This window comes from Hahella sp. HN01, assembly GCF_018986435.1.
GTDB lineage: Bacteria > Pseudomonadota > Gammaproteobacteria > Pseudomonadales > Oleiphilaceae > Hahella.
Genome location: NZ_JAHMIN010000039.1, coordinates 30222 through 50826, shown reverse-complemented (window position 1 = coordinate 50826; position 20605 = coordinate 30222). Strand labels below are relative to the sequence as shown.

Below are 20605 nucleotides of genomic sequence, written 5' to 3'. Positions count from 1 at the left end.
CACTAAGATTTGAAAGGAAGCAATGATTGGTGGGCGCATCATCAGTTGTAAGTGTCGGCGTACATATTATGAAGAACACACTAATAGCCAGCTTAGCCATGCTGCTCACGGTATTTTTGCTGGTATTTCTCACAGCAGTGATTGACTCCATTAATAATGAGTTCTCTGATTTCCGAATTTCCGCCGTAATCGCTGGCGTGGCCACATTGGTGGCGCTAGTGGTTCTGGTAATCTGGGCGATTCCCGGCCATTTGCTTCTAAACAAACTGAAGAAAGACAAGCTGATTTGGTATATCGCGCCCGCGCTTCTTCCTGGTTTTGTGTTTGTATACTGGCTAAAACCTTTCGGTCAGGATGCTGAGCCATCCTTATTGATCCAGGCGCTTTTCTGCAGCTTCGTTGGCGCTGTGTCAGCCGTTGTGTTTTGGTATTTTGCTGTTTACAGGCCTGGGCGTATACAAGGCCTTTTCTATAAACCGCCTAGACATAGGGGCGACTAAATCTGAGCACACAGTGTATGCGGAATGAGGTGTAAAAATGTTCGAATATCACGGCTGGGTTACTGTCTGGGAGGGCTCTTGTGAGGCTGAAGACGACACAGTTCTTCGTGAGGAAAACTGCCGTGAAATTCAGTTGGAAATTGTGAAATACAAAGACAATATGTCAAGAGTCGAACTCTTTTATCAAAATGGCTCGCCATATGTAAGGTTTGATGGGGATAGAAATCATTACAAGTCATGGGTTTTAGAGCTGTTCATTCGTATCGGCGAAATAGCCAAAGGCTCGCATGGGCTTTTGTATATTAGAGACCAGGAAAATTCAGATTACGATAATGAATTTCAAGTGTGGCGAATGGCGAGAGGGAAGGTTGTTAAAATGAAGGATAGTCTTCTATCTCCCTGCGATCCTATTATTGAGACATACGAAATTTAAAACTGTAAAGAATCTGAGTAGAGGCAACCTGGCGAGCGCTCATAACAAGCCGCTAAAATTCCTTAAAGAAGACTCTTAGCGGTCGTTCCCCAGTTGTTATCAAGACTATCAAACCGGCGGGAATAAAGGGCAGAAATATTAGGCATGAGCGTAAATCAAAAAATATTATCATACTACGCAAATTCTGAGCAAAAGTTAGTAGATGTTATTGGGTATTTTGAGAATTCTGAAGAGAGCAGTACCGAGTGTGTTTTATGCGCGATGGGATTCATTTTCGAGGAGTCAAAACTTTACATTGTGGTCCAAGAGGATGACAGTTTTGTGCTGCATGCAAACGATTGGTGCAGTGACCCTAAATGGAAATCCATATCATTTATGAAAAGACGGCCTTGGTCATTAGCAATTGGAAATCCGCTGCTATGGTCTTGGATGCTTCATAATCAGCAAGGCTACTTTGATGGAATTCAGCTTGAATTTGCGAAAAGTACTGAATCTCGCTCAGTAATAGTACAACTGGTTGCTCTCGGTTCAGAAATCAAGCAGCGAGATATTGCGGAAAAGTGCAGTGCTATTACATTTACTCAATAATTTGATGTTACAAGGAGTAAAGGCCTCGGTAACCCTTTCAAAGATAAAACTGCGAAAGAAATGTTTACTAAAAAAGGGCTTGAGGAAAGGGGCCTAATCCAGGCAAGTCGCACTATGTGGTGAATAATTGTGCATATTTTCCGCCATGAGAGGTGAAAATGGCGCTCAATATCTCAAATTCGCTACTTTACTCACTATGCCATGGTTTCCGGGGATTCTCTTCTACAGAGTATTTCCTTGAAATCGTATTTAGCGAGTGGATGATCGGGTTTATAGGGCTAAATAGCTAAAAATGGTAGGTGACAGATGGCTGATAATCTAATTCCAATACCGATTCCGGCATTGGTGGCGGTGCTCCTCAATAAAGAGCGTGAAAAAGGCGAACCTCTTACAGAAGATGAAGTTATCGCAATAAGAGATAGCGCCACATGCCAGATGGGTACGATTCATCAGGTAAGAGCGCTTGAGGAATCGAGGGGGTACTCAGATATCGATCCCGAGAAGGCATGGGAGCAGTGGCAGGTAATCAGACAGCAATTTGATGGTTAGGGGAGAGGACGTGCATCTAGTCATGTTTGACATAGACGGAACGTTGGTCGAATCCTACGATTTCGATGCAGAGTGCTTTCAGGCTGCCGTAAAAGATGTGATGGGTATTTCGATTGGCTCTGACTGGGGGCGGTATCGTCATGTCACTGACGCAGGAATTCTTTCCGAGATAATTGAAAAAGCCGGTCTTCAGAGGGAACGGGAGCGTATTTTTTTCGATGTAAAAGCACAATTTGTTAGGCGCGTAGAAGAATATATTTCGCACCATGAACTGTCTCCCATTTGTGGGGCGGTTGAATTTTTGTCACGGCTCGTAAAACGTCAGGATGTGGCGATCGCTTTTGCGACAGGTGGTTGGGCCGAAACCGCCAGGATGAAGCTGGACGCGGCTGGCATCAGCCTTCCAGGGATAGCGATGGCTTCATCTTCAGACCATTACTGCAGGACGGAGATCATGAGGGTGGCTGAAATGCGTGCAAGCAAGGGGAGTTACGACTCTAAAACTTACTTTGGTGATGGGCCTTGGGATTGGAAGGCGTCCGAAGCGCTCGGCTATAACTTTATATCGGTGGGAAGTCGGATTCATACTGCTCAATCCATTGGCGACTACACTGAATCTGACAAGGCCTTTAGGTTCATTGGCATATGATAGTCAGCAGTTATTAGCATCAAAACTGTGAACAAATCATTGCCGCAGTTAGAACTTAAAACTGGTTGGTGGACAAAAATGAAGAGTGAAACCATTTACTTTGTTTCTGATTTGATAAATGTCCAATCGCCTCAGGATGACCCAGGTGAGTGTTTGGCTAAGTGTTTGAGCTTTATATTTGGTTGTGGTGTTAAAGGGCATATTGATTAAAATGACTAGCACAAACATTCGGAAAATAGTTGTAAATGGAGTTGAGTATAGCTGGTGTATCCGAGGTGGATGCTTAGAAAGCAGGGCTAGCCATATTACTGTATTTTTTAAAAAGTCGAGCGGACAAATTCTATATATAGACCCATACGCTTGGGGGGTGGAGGTTAGGCCAAAGACTGTTCGAGAAGCTATAATTTTTGGTCTGAATAATGGCTGGAACCCCAACATAAAGGGAGGGGCTATATATTTAGGGTTTCAAGAAGGTAGATTTATCGTTCTGCCTGATGGGATTAAGTTTACTTTCAACTTAAAAGAATGAGTGTGAAGTTGGTTGTCTATAAAAATAAATTGCTTTCTCAGAGTATTTGAGTGTACTAATTTGGCATAACCTAAGGCTAGGGGGCTGCTCATTTATCAAGTCTATATCTTAATCTGGATGGTAAATTGTGAGGATGCAGAAATGGTAATAAGTTATATCCAAAAAAGGTTTTTGGAGGCGTTAAATTGAACATTGAACTAGAAAAAGTCGGTGCTGAAATCAAAATTCTTGAATACGTAGTACGAGACCGCTCATTTATCGACGGTGATGAAGAAAAATTGAGAGCATTTTTTCAGGCGAGGATAGAGGCTCCAAGCCTTCTTGAAGGCGACGACTTTCATGCCTCGTTCTCATACTACGATAAAGACGATAACTTTCTTGGCGTGGATAAAGGCTCTACTTGGGCTGAAGAGTTCTTGGCGTACTCGCCATATCCTATATCTTTTGAGTTGGACATTCCAAAAGATACCTGCCTGGTTAAATGCCAGCTTATTTCAAAGAGGCGCCAAAAAAGCATATGGGATTATGGATGGCAAACATTTGCAGTGTTAGTTTTTGGGCTGCTTATCAGCGCAATTATAAATATATGGCGGTAAGCGCTATACAGAATTCCTGGCATTGATACGGTCAGTCAGGGAAAAATAGATCCATAACCACGCCCTCTCTGCACAATCACGCCAAATCCCCCCTAAGCCTTAGCAAACATCTCCGACACATACTTCAGCAGTTGCCCATCGATATCCGGCAGGCCGTCGGAAAACTGGGTTAGTTTGCCTGGGGTGCAGCGCATGAGTACGTTGGTGGGTTCGCCTTCGTCGTTGGAGGTGTTCACGGCGTTGAGTTCGACCAGTTTGTCGTAGAGGTCGTCTTCGAGTTGGGTTCTCTGCGCTTCTGTCATTCTGATGCGACCGACGCAGACGCCGGGGTGGATGGGGTGGGACAGGGATTCCTCCTGAAAGCGGCGGCGAAACAGGCTGTCCAGGGCAGAGCCTTCCTCTAATAGATAGCGACGTCCGGACTGGTAGAAGGAGCCGTCGCCAAAGTCATCGATATAGCCAAGTATTTCAGCGATGCGCAGGTAAAAGCGCAGGCTGGTTTCGCTGAGTCCATGTTTCTCCGCCACTGCGTCCGGCGTCATATTATGAGAGGTCACCATATTGATGAAGTCGAGCAGGTAGGGGTGCTCCAGAAACAGCTCGCTCTGTTTGTCGGAAATAAACAGCTCGTTTTCGTGCTGAAGCTTGTTAGCGAGTTTGGTCAGCTCCACCAGATCGGTATTGAGAAAGCTGACGTACATGAGGATCTTGTCCAGCCCCAGAGACGGGTTATGCAGGTGACGTTTGATGCTGGAGAGGGGAATACCGGTCTTCTCGGACAAATAACCGTAACTCAGCCCCTCGTCTTTAATTCTTCTTCTGATGGCGGCAAGTAAAAACTTCGGCCCGATATGCATCTCGTCAGACTCCGTGATTTTTGTTGTTAGGATGCTCGCCCAAGAGGCGTTTAACACCTTCGGATCATACCAGACGTCTTTATCATTCGATGCTAGCAAAAAAGCGTAAGCCTGGGCCTGTATCGAAAGCCCGTCAGAACCCAGGCCAGTTATTGCGACTGCGGTCGCAATACTTCACCACGATATGCCTATGGCGCTTTGCCGTTTCTTTCGTACTTCGTCTGGTTGGACTTGCTGGCGATCCTGTGTGTGCGGGCCGGTGAGGTTCCGCCTCTGTCAGGGAGTGGGCGCCGTGGCGCTGGAGCGTTGAAAAGATGAGGCAATGTTGTGACTTGGATGGCGTGTATTTGTTAACTAATTTTTAATATTGATTATAAATAGAGCTACTATATTTATAGGTAACCCGCTATTGGCTGCCAATTCATACTGCGCAACGTTATTTTCTACGGTTGACAACGATAAAATTTAAAAGAATGCGCCAAATCAAATTAATATCAGATCAATTTAAGTAAACGTTCCCAAGTATTAATAACCTTGTTCTTTACCGGTTGAACTGTTTTAAATAATGCGCTAACGTGAGCTGGCCATTTGTGAACAATTGGCTGCAAATGGTCTGTGGAAGTTGGCTGTATATTGACTGCTGTGACATACATTGCACACGGTGGTTGTAGCGCTTAGAGAGTGCATTGATGCATCCAATTCCTAACATTTATTAATGTTAAATTCATAAACTTTTCACTGAAGACATAGCAGAATGAGGATGTCTTCAGGTGTTATGTACATAAAGGAAAGCATACTTTCTTTTTTTGCATGCAGTCTCATATCAATATTGTGACTTGAAGGGTATCAAGCTGGGGTTTCCCCGCGAGGAGTAAATAAGTGATGGATGTACTTTTCCGACTTTCACCAGGACGCACTCGTCCGCCCGCACTTTAATTCAGAAAAATAGCCATTTAAAAACAGGTGCTTAGAAACTCTATCTGAGCGACTTTTGGCTTATTTTTCGCAGATGGCGCGGGCCATTCAAACATTTCCAACGCTTCTGAGAGGAACGGCGACTGCGTGCTGTTTCCTTCGGCTGTTGTTTTATCGCTAGTTGTTCCCTGCAACTTTGCGTCGGCATCGTATCAAGTGAAATTAGGGATTTTAATGCTTGAGAAAGTTTCATGAAATTACGTAAGGCAACCCGTTATGAACAGTTTCAGTGGCTGCGCTATCGACGTAACCCTGACGACCCCGGTCTGACACTAAAGTACCAGTTTAAAGTAGCCGGAAATATTGAGTTTCAGGTATTGAATGCCATTTTAAAAGCGACGCTTTTAAAAGGATTTAACGGCCTGTTAAGTTACTTTTTAGAAAGGGGCGATGCGCTTTTAGTTGGCGATAATAGATTGCCGGAAAAAGTGGTGGATATCGTCACTGATAAATCGCAATGGACGCAATCAGAGCCTATTGATCCGGCCGGCGATAAGTTATTCAGATTTACTTGCTTTATTGAAGACGAAAAGATCACTGACCTGAAATTAGAGTTTAGTCATTTAGTCTTTGACGGCGAGTGTTATCAACCTTTTATAAATACATTGTCTGACTGTTGGAATCGTCGGGAAAGCCTGGCTGGTGAGGCCAGGGAAGACGCGGACATATCGTTCCTGCAAATCGGCGAAACGCCGGTTAAAGAGACGTCCGTTGATTATTGGAAGGCGGGCTTGCAAGGCGCGCGTCTGTCGCAGCCGCTGCCATTCTGTTTCAAAACGCCAAAAGAGAAAGGCGTGTATCTCTCGGTCAAGCGTACATGGCCTATCAAACGTACATTGGCCAAGCCTACGCTGACGGAGAAAACGACATCAGAGGGAGAGGGCGTCGTTGCAATCGGCTCCCTGTTGGAACAGCGTGACCTCACTTTGTTTCAGTTCGTCGTCGCGGTTACCGCTGCTGTCATAAGACTGTATTCAGCGACGGAAGATCAGGATGAAGCGCCTGTTACTATCGCTCATACGGTCAATTGTCGGAGCGAGCCGCAAGCCTATGGCTGCTTCACCAACCTGATTCCGCTGTTCGTCAAGGTTAACCCCGATCAAGCCGGCGCGACATTGCTCTCTTGCGTCAAACAGGCGCGACAGGCTGTACGCCCGCATCAACATACGCCCGCGCTGCAGTTGGTTGAATGGGCGGACCCGCGCGCCAATCATGGCGGCCGTTTGTTTAATCTGGTGGTGAACGCCTCTGACGGACTCGTGCCTTATGCCGCTCCGGTGTTGACGGGATGCAATGTGGAGTTGACCGAACGCCCGGATACCGGAGGTCAGAATGATCTCACCATCAACTTCAGCAGCGACGGCGATCAGCTGTTTTTGTCTTTCGATTCATCATCCCGCTTTCTGGCGCGGGAAACCCTGACGACGCTGGCGGATAACTTTATCAAGGTCGCGACTTTTATCGCCGCATCGCCTGAGCGTGCACTGCGTGAATGCAGTATCAGTCAGCCTTTGGCGCCAGTTATCTGCGGCGAACGCAACGAGGCTGCGCCGCATGCGCGCATTCTGGCGAGGGTGGCCCAGGCTGGTAAACAGCACGCCAATGCGCCTGCAATCAGTGATGAGCGGACGAGTCTGACTTATCGTCAAACCTGCGCCGCCGTCGGTCTTCTGTATAGCGAAATCAAGACGCATCTGGATGTCTCTACAAATGGCTCGACGAATGTCTCTGCTGGGCGCATCAGCATAGGCGTGTTTCTGGAGCGGTCGGCGGCGTTGCCAGTGGCCTATCTGAGCGCCCTGGCGTCTCAGCGCGCTTTCACGCCCATGGACCCGCTGCTGCCGGATGAACGGCTCAGCTACATGATGGATGTGGCCAATGTCGGCGTCCTATTGGTGGATGAGCGCACGCGCGCCAGAGCGGAAACGTTGTTTCCCGACGCGACGATCATCAATGTCGACGCTGCACTCGCTCTGGTGATCACAGAGTCCGCCAGTGGAGCAGAGGGTCTTGAGCAGCCATTGGCGGAGGACGCGAACCCCGACGCCACCGCCTACGTGATGTTCACCTCCGGGTCCACCGGCAGGCCCAAAGGCGTGGTGATCAGTGAACGCAATCTGGCGAACTTTCTCCTGTCGATGCAGGCCTCGCCGGGGTTTCAGGCTGGCGAACGGATGCTCGCCCTGACGCCTGTCAGTTTTGACATTTCCATCCTTGAATTGCTATTGCCGCTGATGTGCGGCGGTGAGCTGCATATCGTCTCCGATCAGGTCCGCATGAGCGCTGAATTGCTGGGGGCTGCGCTCAATCAACGGCGGGCGGACGTCGCGCAGGCGACCCCGTCAACCTGGCGTATGCTGCAACAGGCGGGTTGGCGCGCCGACGGCGAATTGACCATTCTGTGCGGCGGCGAAGCTCTGGATAAAGAACTGGCGCAATACCTGCTGCAACAGACTGGACAGCTATACAACATGTATGGTCCCACTGAGGCGACGATCTGGGCCAGCTGCCGCCGGGTGACGGAAGCGGAACGGATTCCTTTGGGGCAACCGGTGTTCAACACTGACTACTACATACTGGATGCGCAGGGTGACTCCGTAGCGCCGGGAATGCAGGGCGAACTGACGATCGCGGGCGAATGCGTTGGCAAAGGCTATTTGAACGCGCCCTCAGAGCGGGCTTTTGTCACTTTGCCGAATGGCGTGCGCGCCTACAAAACCGGCGACATCGTGCATTACCTGTCCCATCAGGACATTGAATACGTCGGCCGCCGGGACAGTCAGTACAAAGTGAACGGCTATCGGGTCGATACCGGCGAGGTGAGTCACCGCCTGAAAGAATTCGCCCCGGACGCCGCCGTTTTCACCGTGGTCAGGCGCACGCCGGAAGCGCATCTGTGCTGCTTTGTCTGGGCCCCTGAGAGCAGCACATTGGACGTCGACGCAGCCATGCAATGGTGTCGACGCGCTTTGCCGTATTACATGACGCCGAAAGCGCTGCATCGTTTGAGCCGTATTCCGCTAACTGCCAACGGCAAAGCGGACGTCAAACTCCTGAGCGAAGCCGCGATGACGGATTTACCCCTTAGAACTCAGACGTTGTCAGCCTCGTCAGCGCAGCCAGCGGCGGTTCCGCAGGAGCAGGGAATTCAGCAGGAGATCCAGCGCATTCTGCTGGATACGCTGGATGTCTGCGCCCTCGATCTTGATCAGCCTCTTGGGTGGCTGGGTCTGAACTCCATCAGTTACAACCTGCTGGCCGCCGCGATTCAGCAGCGCTTCGACATTGCGTTTCGCAGCTACGAGTTCTATCAGTTCAACACCATCAATGAGGTGGCCGGAGCTATCCGTCAACGTCAATCCCCGGAGCGGATCGCCAGATCGCAAGAGCGAAGCGTTGACCGTCGTCGTGACGGCAACGGAGACGACCGATTGGCGATTGTCGGCATGTCGGCCACCTTGCCGGGCGGAGACGATGCGGAAAGTTTCTGGCGCGCCTTATTGGATCGTAAGGATTGTATCTCCGAGGCTCCGGCGGACCGCTCTTTGCCGGGCTACCGAGCCGGTTTCATTTCTTCGGTCAGAGGATTTGACGCGCGCTTTTTCTCCATTTCTCCCCTGGAAGCCACCAGGATGGACCCGCGCCAGCGGTTATTGCTGCAGGCCGCCTGGAGAACATTGGAAGACGCAGGCTATGCGCCATCTCAATTGGCTGGCGGCCGCATCGGATGCTATATGGCGGCCACCGGCAGCGACTATGCCTTACTGCAGGCTCGCGACGGCGAAAAACAGACGCCGTACTCCTTGTCGGGACACTCACTGAGCATCCTGGCCAATCGTATTTCCGCCTTCTTTGACTGGAATGGCCCGTCCTTTACTCTGGATACGGCCTGCTCCGGCGTGCTGACGGCGCTAGTGAAGGCCTGTCGGGATCTGCAAGCCCAGGCCTGCGACGCCGCCATGGTGGGAGGCGTCAATCTGATTCTGGATGCGCAGATCAACGAAGGATTGGAGGCGGGGCGTTTTATGTCCCCGGACAGCCGCTGCGCCACTTTTGACGCCAGCGCCAATGGCTATGTGAGAGGGGAAGGCGTGGGCTGTTTTATGGTGAAACGCTTGCAGGACGCGCAGGCGGACGGAGACCTCATTCACGCCGTCATTGAAAGTGTGGCGGAAAATCACGGCGGCAAAGCCAACTCGCTGACGGCGCCGAATCCCAACGCGCAATATCGCCTGTTGCTGGACGCTTACACGCCGGAACTGGCGCAGCGGGTCAGCTATATCGAAACCCATGGCACAGGCACCCGCCTGGGCGACCCCATTGAAGTGGCGGCGCTGAAACGCGCCTTGCGGGAACGCACTAATGGCGAAGCGACTCAAACCGTCTGGCTGGGCGCGGTCAAATCCAACATCGGCCATCTGGAGCCGGCGGCGGGCGTGGCGTCAGTGGTGAAAGTCATCAAGGCCTTCGAGTACGAACAACTGCCCGCCAATCTGCATTTTCAGCAACTGAACCCGGAGATCGATCTGTCATCATCACCGTTTCAGGTGTTGGCGGACAGTATTCCCTGGCGCAGCGAACAGCCATTGACGGCGGGCGTCAGCTCCTTTGGTTTCGGCGGCGCCAACGCCCATGTTGTCTTGTCCGCGCCTCCGCGGCGGGAGCGGCGTTCGGTCAATCACCCTGACCAATACCTGATTCCCATTTCCGCCCGTACCGAAAGCGCGTTGCAGAAAAGTATGGCGGCGCTGGCGCGTTTCGTGGCCGAACGTCGCGCGGAACTCGGGGAGAGCGGCTTGCTTGATCTGGCTTTCACGTTGAGCTGCGGGCGCGAGCATTTTGAGTATCGCCACGCCTGGCTGGTGAGCGGCGCGGACGAATTGCTGACGCAACTCCATTCCGGCCATGTTGGCGTGCATGCGCCTCGACACGGTCAATCCCTGAATGAACAAAGTCAGGATAATCAAGGCCTGGCTCCAGACGAGGCGACCTATCCCGGAACGCTGGACGATCCAGATTATCTGGCGCAGGTGCGATCGAATTTTCTACAAGGACGCCATATCGACTGGCTGCGTCTGTATGAGGGCGCCGGCGCCGGCAAAATGAGGCTGCCGACCTATGCGTTCGACGAACGCGACTATTGGTACGCCAAGAACCAGACCGGGCGGTACGCCAAACAGCAAACAGGATTGGCGCAGGTAACGACAACAGCTAAGGATGGCGAGACAGATTATGAGCGCAAGCATTAGAGCCAGAGACTCTTTTTTCGATACAGAAGGACATTGGCGCAGCCTGCCAACCGGTGATGGATTCCGCGTCAGCCTGAGAGACGATCACCCTTATTTTTCGCATCATCGCGTGCGCGGCTGGAAAGTCCTGCCTGGGGTGGTGTACCTGGAGCTGGCCTTGAGCGCCGTCGCCAGGGCGCGGCCGGATTTCACAACCGGATTTGTCGACGAAGTGGTCTGGCTGCGGCCCGTTCTCGCCAATACGCCTGAGACGGAGATCGACGTGCAACTGGCGTCGATCAGCCCGACGCGCATTGAGTTCCGCATAGAACATGGGGGAGAGATGTGCGGCGGCGGTGTTTTGAATGCGCAGGCGGTATCCGGGCGCGCTGATCCTCTGGCGACGCCGTTGTGCGTACGCAGTCAGGTCGGCGCTGAGACCCGGGATCACTTTCCGCGAAGCGAGGTTTACGCCGCCTTCGCCGACATGGGGATCGTCTACGGCCCTTACTTTCAACGCATCAGCTATGTGCAACGTCTGTCCAACAAGGCGCTGTCCTGGCTCAGTAATTACGACGGCGTTTTTTTGGGCTGGGCCAGCCTGCTGGACTGTGCGTTTCAGGCGGGCATGGCGATTTCCATCGGCGAACGCCGGGAGAGTCTGATGCCGTATTCCCTGGGCCGGCTGACCTTGCATCGAGCGCTGCCCGATCAGGCCCTGGGCAGCGCCTTCGTGCTAACGGAAAAACTGTCTCCGTTTCGCACCAACCTCACTATTTTTGACGAAACCTACACCCCCTTGCTGTCTGTTTTTGACCTGGGCGTCAAACCATCACATTTACAATAAAGGAGTATGAGGGATATGGAATTTGCCGGAATTTCTCAAACGGCTATCGATTCGCTGGTATTTTCTCCCGCATGGAAAATTCTGCCTTTACCGGCGGTGTCCACGGCAGAGCAAGAGACGGAGCAAGAGAAGGCGCAAGAGGTGGAGCCCCGGATCATTATTGTTCCACCGTCGCAAGCGGCGTTGCGCCAGGAAATCGCTGACCGTTTGCCCCAGGCTGACGTGCGTCTGCTAACTCCTCAGTCCATTGATGATTTGGCGCGTGCCGTCGCGGGCTCCGCCACTTTGCGTCTATGTTTCGTAACCCGTACTCCCTGGCGCGCCGCCGTGCCGGATGAAGACATCAGCGCCTTTTTCCATCTGCTGAAAGCGCTGGGCGACAAGCCTGCGGTCAAGCTGGACGTATTTACGGACAAAGCCGTCGCCAGCCCGTTGTTTGAGAGCGTCACCCATCCTGTGGACGGCGTCTACGTGGGGCTGGCGCAGACGCTGGCCAAGGAGCGTCCGGAATGGATTGTACGCAGTTTCTCGCTGCAAAAGCTGACGGCGGACGCGCTGCAAGACCTGTTGCGCATATCGCTTCCGACGCTGCCCGGAACGCCGGTCTGTATCGCCGAGGGACGCTACGGCGTCGCCGAGATGCAGCCGACGACCTTGAGTCCATGGCCTGTCCAATCTGCTTTTCGTCAGCAGGGAACCTATGTGATTCTCGGCGGCGCCGGCGGATTGGGCGGCAAGCTGGCGGAATATCTGGCCGTCCGCTATCAGGCGAAACTGGTTATCCTCGGACGTCGGTCTGAGGCGAACGACCTGCTGATGCGACTGCGCGATCTGGGCGCCGTTGAGGCGCATTATCACTCCGTCGATCTCAGCGACCGCGCCGCATTGCAGGCCGTGTTGGACCAGTACGCCGTGATTCATGGCGTGGTGCATTCCGCTCTGGTGCTGGAGGATGCGTCTCTGGCGGCGATGTCCGAGCAGACCCTGTTCAATGTGCTGCGGCCGAAAGTTCACGGCGCCTACAATCTGGCGCGGGCGTTGAAGGGACGAACGCTGGATTTCTGCCTGTTTTTCTCTTCCATTCAGTCCTATATCGCCAATCCGGGTCAGGGCAACTACACCGCCGCCTGCGTGGCCAAAGACGCCTTCGCGGATTTATTGCACAACGGACTGATGATCAACAGCAAGGTCATCAACTGGGGCTTTTGGGGCTCGGTGGGCGTCGTGGCCTCGGAGCACTATCGCGAGCGCATGAAAAAGCTGCAAATCGGCTCTATCGAAGTGGACGAGGGCCTCGCCGTTATTGAGCGTTTTCTGGTGACCGAGCGCAGACAAATCACTGTGGTGAAAGCGTCTGATCTGGCGTTGAAACGCCTGAATATCGCTCCTCATGCCGCACTTCAAGAGGCAATGGCTAAAAACGTAACGACTCAAACGCCTCCCCAACTCAAGGACCAGGCGCCTGCCGCTCCAGCAACCGGCGATGACTTGATCCCGGCGTATCGCACGCAGGACCCGTTAGTCGCCCGCAACGAGGCGATGTCCGCCGCCTTGCAGGAGTATGCGCGCTGGCGCTTGAGCCAGACGCCTATGCCGGAAATCATTGCGCCGAAGTTCGGCAAGCTGGCGGCGGCGCTCCGTAGCATCAGGGCGGGACATTCCCCGCAACGCGAGGAAGTGATACGCCGCTATCCAGAGCTGCAAGGGCATATCCGCCTGCTGGATCAATGTATTGAGAATCTGCCCGCTATTTTGCGCGGGGAGACCAACCCACTGAGCGTGATTTTCCCCGATGGCGGCTTTGAGCTGGTTGAACCGGTATACCGGGACAATCCCATTGCGGACTACTTTAACCAGGTCGTGGCGAGGATCGTCGCCAACTTGCAAAAGGCCCGCGCGGGACGCCCTCTGCGTATTATCGAAATCGGCGCCGGCACCGGCAGCACCACCCAGTTTGTGCTGCCGGAACTGGCCCCGGACAATGTGAGCTACACCTTTACCGATCTGTCTTTCGCGTTTTTGAACAAGGCCAGGCGCCGGTTCGCTGACTACCCCTTTGTAGAATACAAAATCTGCAATATCGAGAAGCCGCCTGCGTTCGAAGAACCCTTCGATGTGGTCATCGCCACCAACGTCATCCACGCCACCTCGGACCTGCCGGAAACCTTGCGCCAGGTGCGTCGCCTGCTGCGTGACGACGGCGTATTCGTGCTCAACGAAATCACTTCCTGCCAGGATTACGCGACGTTGACCTTCGGCCTGACGGACGGCTGGTGGCTGAGTCAGGACGCGTATCGCATTCCCAACAGTCCTTTGCTGTCCGGCGATAGCTGGCGGCGTTTGATTGTGCAGGCGGGATTCCAGGGCGTGGACGCCCATGGCGGCGAAGATCAGCAAGTTATCGTCGGCTTCGCCGGAGCTGCCGCGCAGCAAGGCGCTGTGTCCGAAAACACTGCGCCCCAGGCGGAAGCTGTCCCCATAGAGCCATCTCAAGGCAGTGCGGCGGCGCAAACTGTGTCCCAGGTTGGGGTCGCCAGTCAGGCGTCTATTGAAGCGTTTTTGCAGCAGGTTATCGCCGAAGTGCTGCAATTTGATCCCAGTGAAATCGAGCGCGATATGCCTTTCAGTGAAATGGGCGTCGACTCGCTGATCTCTATGGAGCTGTTGAAGCCGATCAAAGAGAAAACGGGATATTTGCCCGCCACGATCCTGTTTGAATATCCCACTATCCGACAGCTGGCGGAGCATATATTCATCTCCGGGCTGGCCTGGGGTGAAGGGGAGTCGAGCGCTGAGCCGGTTGCGGTTCCTGTGGTAGAAAAAACGCCGCCGAGCCGGGACAGTTTGGCGGAAATCATGAACCAGGTTCGCACGGTCATTGCGGACACCATGATGATGGAGCCGGAGGATGTGGAGGCGGATACGCCGTTTCAGGAATACGGCGTTGATTCTATTATTTCGCTGGAGCTGATTCGTCCATTGAAGGAGATATTCGGCTATCTGCCCGCCACGGTGCTGTTTGAATATCCCAGCCTGCGCCAACTGGCGGAATATCTGGCGACCACGGTGGCGACTTCGTCCTCAGACGAGGCCACATCAGATAGCACGCCAGCCCAGTCCTCTGAGACAGGCCAACATGCGGACAGTAGTGGCGCCGATGAGCCTGAACGGGATGCGCAATCATCCTCTGGCGCGCCAGAAAAATCGTTATGGCGTCCCGGCGATATCGCCATTATCGGCATGTCGGCGCGATTGCCGAAGGCGCGGGATGTAGCGCATTTTTGGGAAAATCTACGTCAGGGTCGCGATTGCACCGATGTGATTCCGGCGGAACGCTGGAAGCAGGAAGGATTCCTCACGGATGCTCCTCTCAACGGTCGCGGCAGCTACACCAATCGCGGCGCATTTATTGACGACGTGGACGCCTTCGATCATGTGTTTTTCAATCTGACGCCCAACGAAGCCGCCAGAATGGACCCGCAAGAGCGGATTATGCTAGAGCAGACTTATCGCTCAATGCTGGACGCGGGTTATACCCGCAAGCAATGGGCGGGCAGCGACACGGCGGTGTTCGTGGGGGTGATGAATGGCGATTACGCCTGGCACACCCCGGTAGAAGCGTCCACAGCGCCAGCGACCTCTTTGTTCTGGTCGATGGCGAATCGCGCGTCCTACTTTTTTGACTGGCGCGGCCCCAGCATGGCGGTGGACACGGCGTGCTCCGCCTCGCTCACCGCATTGCATCTGGCCTGTCAGGCGCTGAAAAACGGCGACTGCGAACAGGCGGTAGTGGGCGGCGTGAACCTCATTACTCATCCCCGTCATTACGAGCAGCTGTGCGGTCTGCACATGCTGTCCCGCAGCGAACAGTGCAAGCCGTTTGGCGCCAATGCGGACGGTTTTGTGGATGGCGAAGGCGTAATCTGCCTGGTGATGAAACGGGCGGAGGACGCCATTCGCGATAATGATCGCGTGTACGCCTTCATCAAGGGCTCCGCCATCAACGCCGGCGGTCGCTCCAACGGCTATACCGCGCCCAATCCTGAGGCTCAGGCGGCGCTGATCGGCAAAGCGCTGCGAGCCGCCGGCGTCTCCGCACAGGAGGTGGGCTATGTGGAGGCGCACGGCACTGGTACGGAACTGGGCGACCCCATTGAACTGCGCGCGTTAAGCAAAAGCTACGGGGCGGCCGCGCCGCAGAGTATTCGTCTGGGCTCGGTGAAGTCGAACGTGGGCCACCTGGAATCGGCGGCGGGACTTTGCGGCGTGCTAAAGGCCGTTCTGCAAATGCGCCACGGCGAGTGGGTTCCCTCACTGCACGCTGAGCAGCTCAATCCCCATCTGGATTTCACTCAGACCCCGTTCCTGCTGAACAGAGAGCGGAGAGAATGGGACGCCGCAGCCCCCAGGGTTTCCGCCGTCAGTTCTTTCGGCGCCGGCGGCGGCAACGCCCATGTGGTGATTCAGGGCGTGGCGCAGGCGTTAACCTCGCCAGAAACCATTACCGACGCTGCACAAGGCCCAACCAGGCAAGAGATTTATGTCATTCCGCTGTCACATCACAGCAGCGCGGGACTGCAGCAGACCCTCGACGCCCTGCGCGATTGGCTGCAGAAGGGGCCGGTGGATATGGATGCGCTGGCGTACACGCTGGCCTGCGCGCGGGATCACGAGCGCTTCCGTCGGGCGCTGGTGTGCCGCGATCAGGCTGATCTGATTCAGCAACTGGGGCGGGATCTGCAAATGACAGGCGTCGCGTCACAGAAAGGGACATCGGGACAAACGCCACAGGCGGCCCCACAACGTCTGACCCGCGATAACGCTGAAAACGTCGCCGCCATGTATGAAGCCGGAAATGATTTGCCCTGGCGCGACGTCTATCCGCAGCGCCGGCTGGCGGCGGTCCCGGAGTATGTGTTCAGTCGCCATCGTCACTGGATTGACTCGATTGAATCCAACTTCAAGGGCTTCCACTCGTTGACGCAGGCGCACCGCATCAACGGTCGCACCATGGCGCCCGCCGCCTGGACCTTGTCGACTTTGTGCGAAAGCGCCGATGACGGCGGCTTCGCCAACATTATGTGGAAAGACATGATCACTGACCCCCACAACGTGGAGGTGATCGAGGAGGGCGGCCGCACACTTTTCGTCGGACGCGGCGGCTTCACCGAGTATTGCAGCGCAGAGCGAACCCGCGACGAGAGTACTCCGCAACATATCTCGACCGTATTGGCGCGCCTGGGTGTGGAAAACCCATTGCAGGCGATAGACATAGATAACGCTCCCCGCCGCTCTCAGGCGGAAATTTATGGGGACTTCCAGCAACGCGGTTATGACTACGGCGCGCCCCTGCAGGGCATTCGCTGGGCGCAGATCAGACCGGGCCTGGTCAGGGCGTTTCTACAGGTCGACCACGACTGGGGGCGCCTGGTGTCTCCGGCGCTGCTGGACGCCGGCCTGCAACTGGCGATTCTGGCGCCGGCGGGCGCGGCAGAGAGCAGTGGCGATGGCGAAACGGCTGTCTTTATGCCTTATCACCTGGGGCGTCTGGTGGTGAACCGGCTGCCGGACAACGAAGCGGTTTACGGCTATTGCCTGGAGAAAACCACTGCCCAGACCAGCAAAGCCAGACGCTTTGATTTCTACTTCACCGACAGACAGGGAGAGGTGCTGATCATGCTGGATGACATGGTGTCCGTCGTGGTGCGTCCACACGGGGAAGACGAGGTCGATACGCGCCCTCGACAAGTGCGGCCGGAGCCTCGTTTTGAAGTGTTTGACCTTAGCTGAGGCCGGTCCAAACGGCAGTGAAACCGCCTGATGAATCACAACGATGGAAGTGTTGAAATCATGGAAATACTGATGTTCCCCGGCCAGGGATCGCAGCATCCGGGCATGGGAAAAGATTTGTTCGAGCGCTACCCGACGCAGCGCCAGGAAGCGGAAGCGGTCCTGGGTTACTCCCTCGTCGACCTGTGCCTGCATGATCGGGAAGGGCGTTTGAATCAGACCGCCTATACGCAGCCGGCGCTGTACTTTGTGTGCTGCCTGACCTACCTGGACTACCTGAGTCAGTCCGGCCGCCGCTTTCATAACACCTTTGAGGGACGTCTGCTCGGGCACAGCCTGGGGCTGTTTCCGGCGCTGTTCGCAGCGGGAGTGTTCGATCTGATGACCGGGCTTCGCATCGTCGCCAAACGCGGAGAGCTGATGCAGGCCATCCGTGGCGGCGGCATGTTGGCGGTGTTGGGCGTCAGCGCCGACAGGTTAAGAGAAAAGCTGATTCAGCTCGACTGTTTTGATGTCGATGTGGCGAATGATAACGCGCCGGGCCAGGTGGTGTTGAGCGGCCAGGAAGAGCGCATGCGGCGGCTATCTCCACTGCTGGAAAAGGAGGGGCTTCGCTGTGTGCCGTTGCCGGTCAGCGGGGCGTTTCATTCCCGTTATATGGAGCCCTGCCGGGTGCAGTTCACTGACTTTCTGCTGGGCCTTGAGTTGAAAGCGCCGCAGAAAACCGTGATTTCCAGCACCAGCGGCGGCGCCATTGGCGGCGAGCATCTCATCGAAGAAATGGCGTTTCAGCTGGTAAAACCCGTGCGCTGGTCGCTGACCATTCGGAGCCTGTTGCGGCGCTACCCGCAGGCGCAGTTTGTCGAACTGGGGCCGGGACGGGTGCTTACCAATCTGCAGGGAAAAATTCAGCATGCGGTTGCGACGCACGCACAGGCTTAACCCATAGAGGTAATCAATATGAAAGGAAGCAACATCGCCGTGATCGGCGGGGGCGGCGCCGGCGCAATGGCCGCGTGGCTGCTCAGTAAAGACAATCAGGTCACCTTGTTCGAAGCCGCCGACTATCTGGGCGGCCACGCCTACAGTCATCCTGTCGAAACCGAGACGGGAACGCAGTATATCGACATGGGCGTGGAGTATTTCAATGAGCGCCTGACCCCTAACTTGTGCGCGTTGCTGACGCATTTCGGCGTCGACAGTTATGTGGCTCCGCTGACCATGCATGTGGATTTTCCCGGGGAAGGGCGCTTCTGGAACAATCTCAACGGCAAAGGTGAGCTGGGCGAAGAGCTGCTGCAGGAATTTGACCGCTTTCATCTGGATATGGCCGCCGTGCTGAGTTCCGGGGACGAGCGCTACAAGAAAATGAGCATCGGCCAGTATCTGGACGCGAACGGCTATTCGGAGGCGTTCAAACATCAGGCGCTGGCGCCGTTGATGACGGTTTATTCCGGCTGTAACGCGCCGTCCCTGGACTACACGCTGATGTACGTCGCCATTTCCTTCAACATGAATCTGTTATCGTTCTTTTCGCCTGGTTACTGGCGCAAAGCCAAGGGGGGAATAAACGGCTACCTGAAACGCATCGAGCAGGAGCTGGGCGATCGGGTGAAACTGAATACGCCGGTACAGCGCGTCACCCCGTCCGCCTCAGGCGTCACCGTGGAGTTTAACGGAAAGAGCCAGCGCTTCGACCAGGTGATATTCGCCACCCACGCGGATGTGACGCTCTCCTTGCTGGGCGCCACGGAAACCGTCTATCAGGAGATTTTAGGCGGCTTCGAACATGTTCCCGTGAAGAGCTACCTGCATCATGACGAACGTTGGATCAGCGCCCAGGGAGAAGGACTCTATTGCCAGTTCAAAATGCCGGACAGTTTCGATATCTCGGCGCCGGAGGCGCAATTCGGCACGTTGACCCGGGTCAACAACGTGCTGCCGCCGTATCGGGGCGTGGACAAGCCGCTGTTGGTCACGTTCGATCCAAAGGCGGAGATCAGGCCGGAGCGCATCGCCTGCGAAAGGTCGTGGAAGCTGCCCAAGCTCAGGCCCGTGGACTTCTATCGCAAGACCCGCATCAAAGAGATTCAGGGCGTCAATAATCTTTGGTTCTGCGGCACAGACACCAGCCTGACCGGGCACGAAGGCGCCATTGTCTCGGCGATGGTGATCGCGGATCGACTGGGCGCCGCCTACCCCTACAGGGACAACACGCTGGCCTACGTACAGTTCAAGGTCATCAAGGAGATCATGGGCGTCAACAAGCCGGGGGAAAAATTCGCCTCCTGGGTCGGCGACGCGATCTTCAAAGTGGCCAAGGCGCTATCCCTGCACAAAGAACAATCTCACAAATTCATCAAGGACTTAATGGTTTAAAGGAGTCGGACAATGTTGTTACAAAAAGAAAAAGCGTCTGTGGTTATTTTCAATATGCAGTTGGAACTGATTCCGCTGCTGCAAAACGGCACCCAGTTATTGAACGACTGCCGCTGGCTGGCGGACATGTGTTGCGATCTGCAGGTTCCCACCCAGATCATCGAGCACAAAAAGTTAGGCAAGCTGTCGCAGTCTCTGACCGAAGTGGCCAGAGAGGCGGAATATTTAGAGAAAACCCACTTCGATTTCATGCAGGAACAGGCCGTCGCCCATTCAGTGGAAGCCGCCAGACGCGACCATTACGTGCTGGCGGGGGCGGAAACCCACGTCTGCATCCTGCAATCCGCGCTGCGTTTGAAAGCCCAGGGCAAAGAAGTCTTTCTGCTGGCGGACACCTGCTCAGCGCGCTCGCAAACCGACCATCAGGCGGCGCTGCGACGTCTTGAGCAAAACGGCGTGCAACTGATCACCCGGGAAATGTTCTTCTTCGAGCTGATCCGGCATTCCGAATACCCCAATTATCTGGATCTGGCGATGAAGTATCTGGATGGGCGCTACATTCGTTAATCGCGCCTGACTGTGGGCGAAAACATAGCGTCGCTGGCGGCGCTATGGGGATGGTTTGGCTGTAGAAGGCTTCGGCGCAGCAACACGGAAGACTCAACGCATATTTACAGTGGTGTTT

At 54.6% G+C, this 20605-nt stretch carries 13 protein-coding genes; 12 read left to right on the top strand and 1 reads right to left on the bottom strand.

The features are described 5' to 3' along the window. Positions 1 to 29 precede the first annotated feature (29 nt). From KP814_RS27075 to KP814_RS27050, 6 genes are all read left to right on the top strand, one after another. Entirely contained in the window at positions 30 to 500 is a 471-nt protein-coding gene (locus KP814_RS27075; RefSeq protein ID WP_216739708.1) for a hypothetical protein, read from the top strand. 37 nt (positions 501 to 537) lie between these two features. Then, positions 538 to 933, top strand: coding sequence for an Imm7 family immunity protein (locus KP814_RS27070; RefSeq protein ID WP_216739707.1), 396 nt, complete (start codon positions 538 to 540; stop codon positions 931 to 933). A 144-nt stretch (positions 934 to 1077) separates the two neighbouring features. Then, complete coding sequence (locus KP814_RS27065; protein ID WP_216739706.1) at positions 1078 to 1521, top strand: DUF6334 family protein; 444 nt, start codon at positions 1078 to 1080, stop codon at positions 1519 to 1521. A gap of 306 nt (positions 1522 to 1827) precedes the next feature. Continuing rightward, positions 1828 to 2070, top strand: a complete 243-nt coding sequence (locus KP814_RS27060) for a hypothetical protein (protein ID WP_216739705.1) — start codon at positions 1828 to 1830, stop codon at positions 2068 to 2070. A 22-nt stretch (positions 2071 to 2092) separates the two neighbouring features. Then, entirely contained in the window at positions 2093 to 2719 is a 627-nt protein-coding gene (locus KP814_RS27055) for an HAD hydrolase-like protein (protein WP_216739704.1), read from the top strand. Between the two features lie 714 nt (positions 2720 to 3433). Beyond that, positions 3434 to 3844 carry a hypothetical protein gene (locus tag KP814_RS27050; protein ID WP_216739703.1) on the top strand — a complete coding sequence of 137 codons (411 nt, stop codon included), beginning with the start codon at positions 3434 to 3436 and terminating at the stop codon, positions 3842 to 3844. A 92-nt stretch (positions 3845 to 3936) separates the two neighbouring features. Here KP814_RS27050 and KP814_RS27045 read toward each other — a convergent pair whose 3' ends face one another. Beyond that, on the bottom strand, positions 3937 to 4701 hold the full coding sequence (locus tag KP814_RS27045; RefSeq protein WP_216739702.1) for a transcriptional regulator: 765 nt from the start codon (positions 4699 to 4701) through the stop codon (positions 3937 to 3939). Positions 4702 to 5867: 1166 nt separating this feature from the next. Between KP814_RS27045 and KP814_RS27040 the strand changes: the two genes are divergently transcribed. From KP814_RS27040 to KP814_RS27015, 6 genes are read left to right on the top strand one after another with little or no spacing between them, the layout of a single operon-like run. Next, positions 5868 to 10925, top strand: coding sequence for a beta-ketoacyl synthase N-terminal-like domain-containing protein (locus KP814_RS27040; RefSeq protein WP_216739701.1), 5058 nt, complete (start codon positions 5868 to 5870; stop codon positions 10923 to 10925). After that, complete coding sequence (locus KP814_RS27035; RefSeq protein ID WP_216739700.1) at positions 10909 to 11751, top strand: polyketide synthase dehydratase domain-containing protein; 843 nt, start codon at positions 10909 to 10911, stop codon at positions 11749 to 11751. The genes KP814_RS27040 and KP814_RS27035 overlap by 17 nt, the downstream gene beginning before the upstream one ends. 15 nt (positions 11752 to 11766) lie before the next feature. After that, positions 11767 to 17541 carry an SDR family NAD(P)-dependent oxidoreductase gene (locus KP814_RS27030; protein ID WP_216739699.1) on the top strand — a complete coding sequence of 1925 codons (5775 nt, stop codon included), beginning with the start codon at positions 11767 to 11769 and terminating at the stop codon, positions 17539 to 17541. Positions 17542 to 17571: 30 nt separating this feature from the next. Then, positions 17572 to 18483, top strand: a complete 912-nt coding sequence (locus KP814_RS27025) for an ACP S-malonyltransferase (protein WP_253938666.1) — start codon at positions 17572 to 17574, stop codon at positions 18481 to 18483. 18 nt (positions 18484 to 18501) lie between these two features. Continuing rightward, on the top strand, positions 18502 to 19920 hold the full coding sequence (locus KP814_RS27020; protein ID WP_216739698.1) for an FAD-dependent oxidoreductase: 1419 nt from the start codon (positions 18502 to 18504) through the stop codon (positions 19918 to 19920). A 12-nt stretch (positions 19921 to 19932) separates the two neighbouring features. Further along, positions 19933 to 20487: an isochorismatase family protein gene (locus KP814_RS27015; protein ID WP_216739697.1), complete on the top strand. Its 555-nt coding sequence runs from the start codon at positions 19933 to 19935 to the stop codon at positions 20485 to 20487. Positions 20488 to 20605 lie beyond the last annotated feature (118 nt).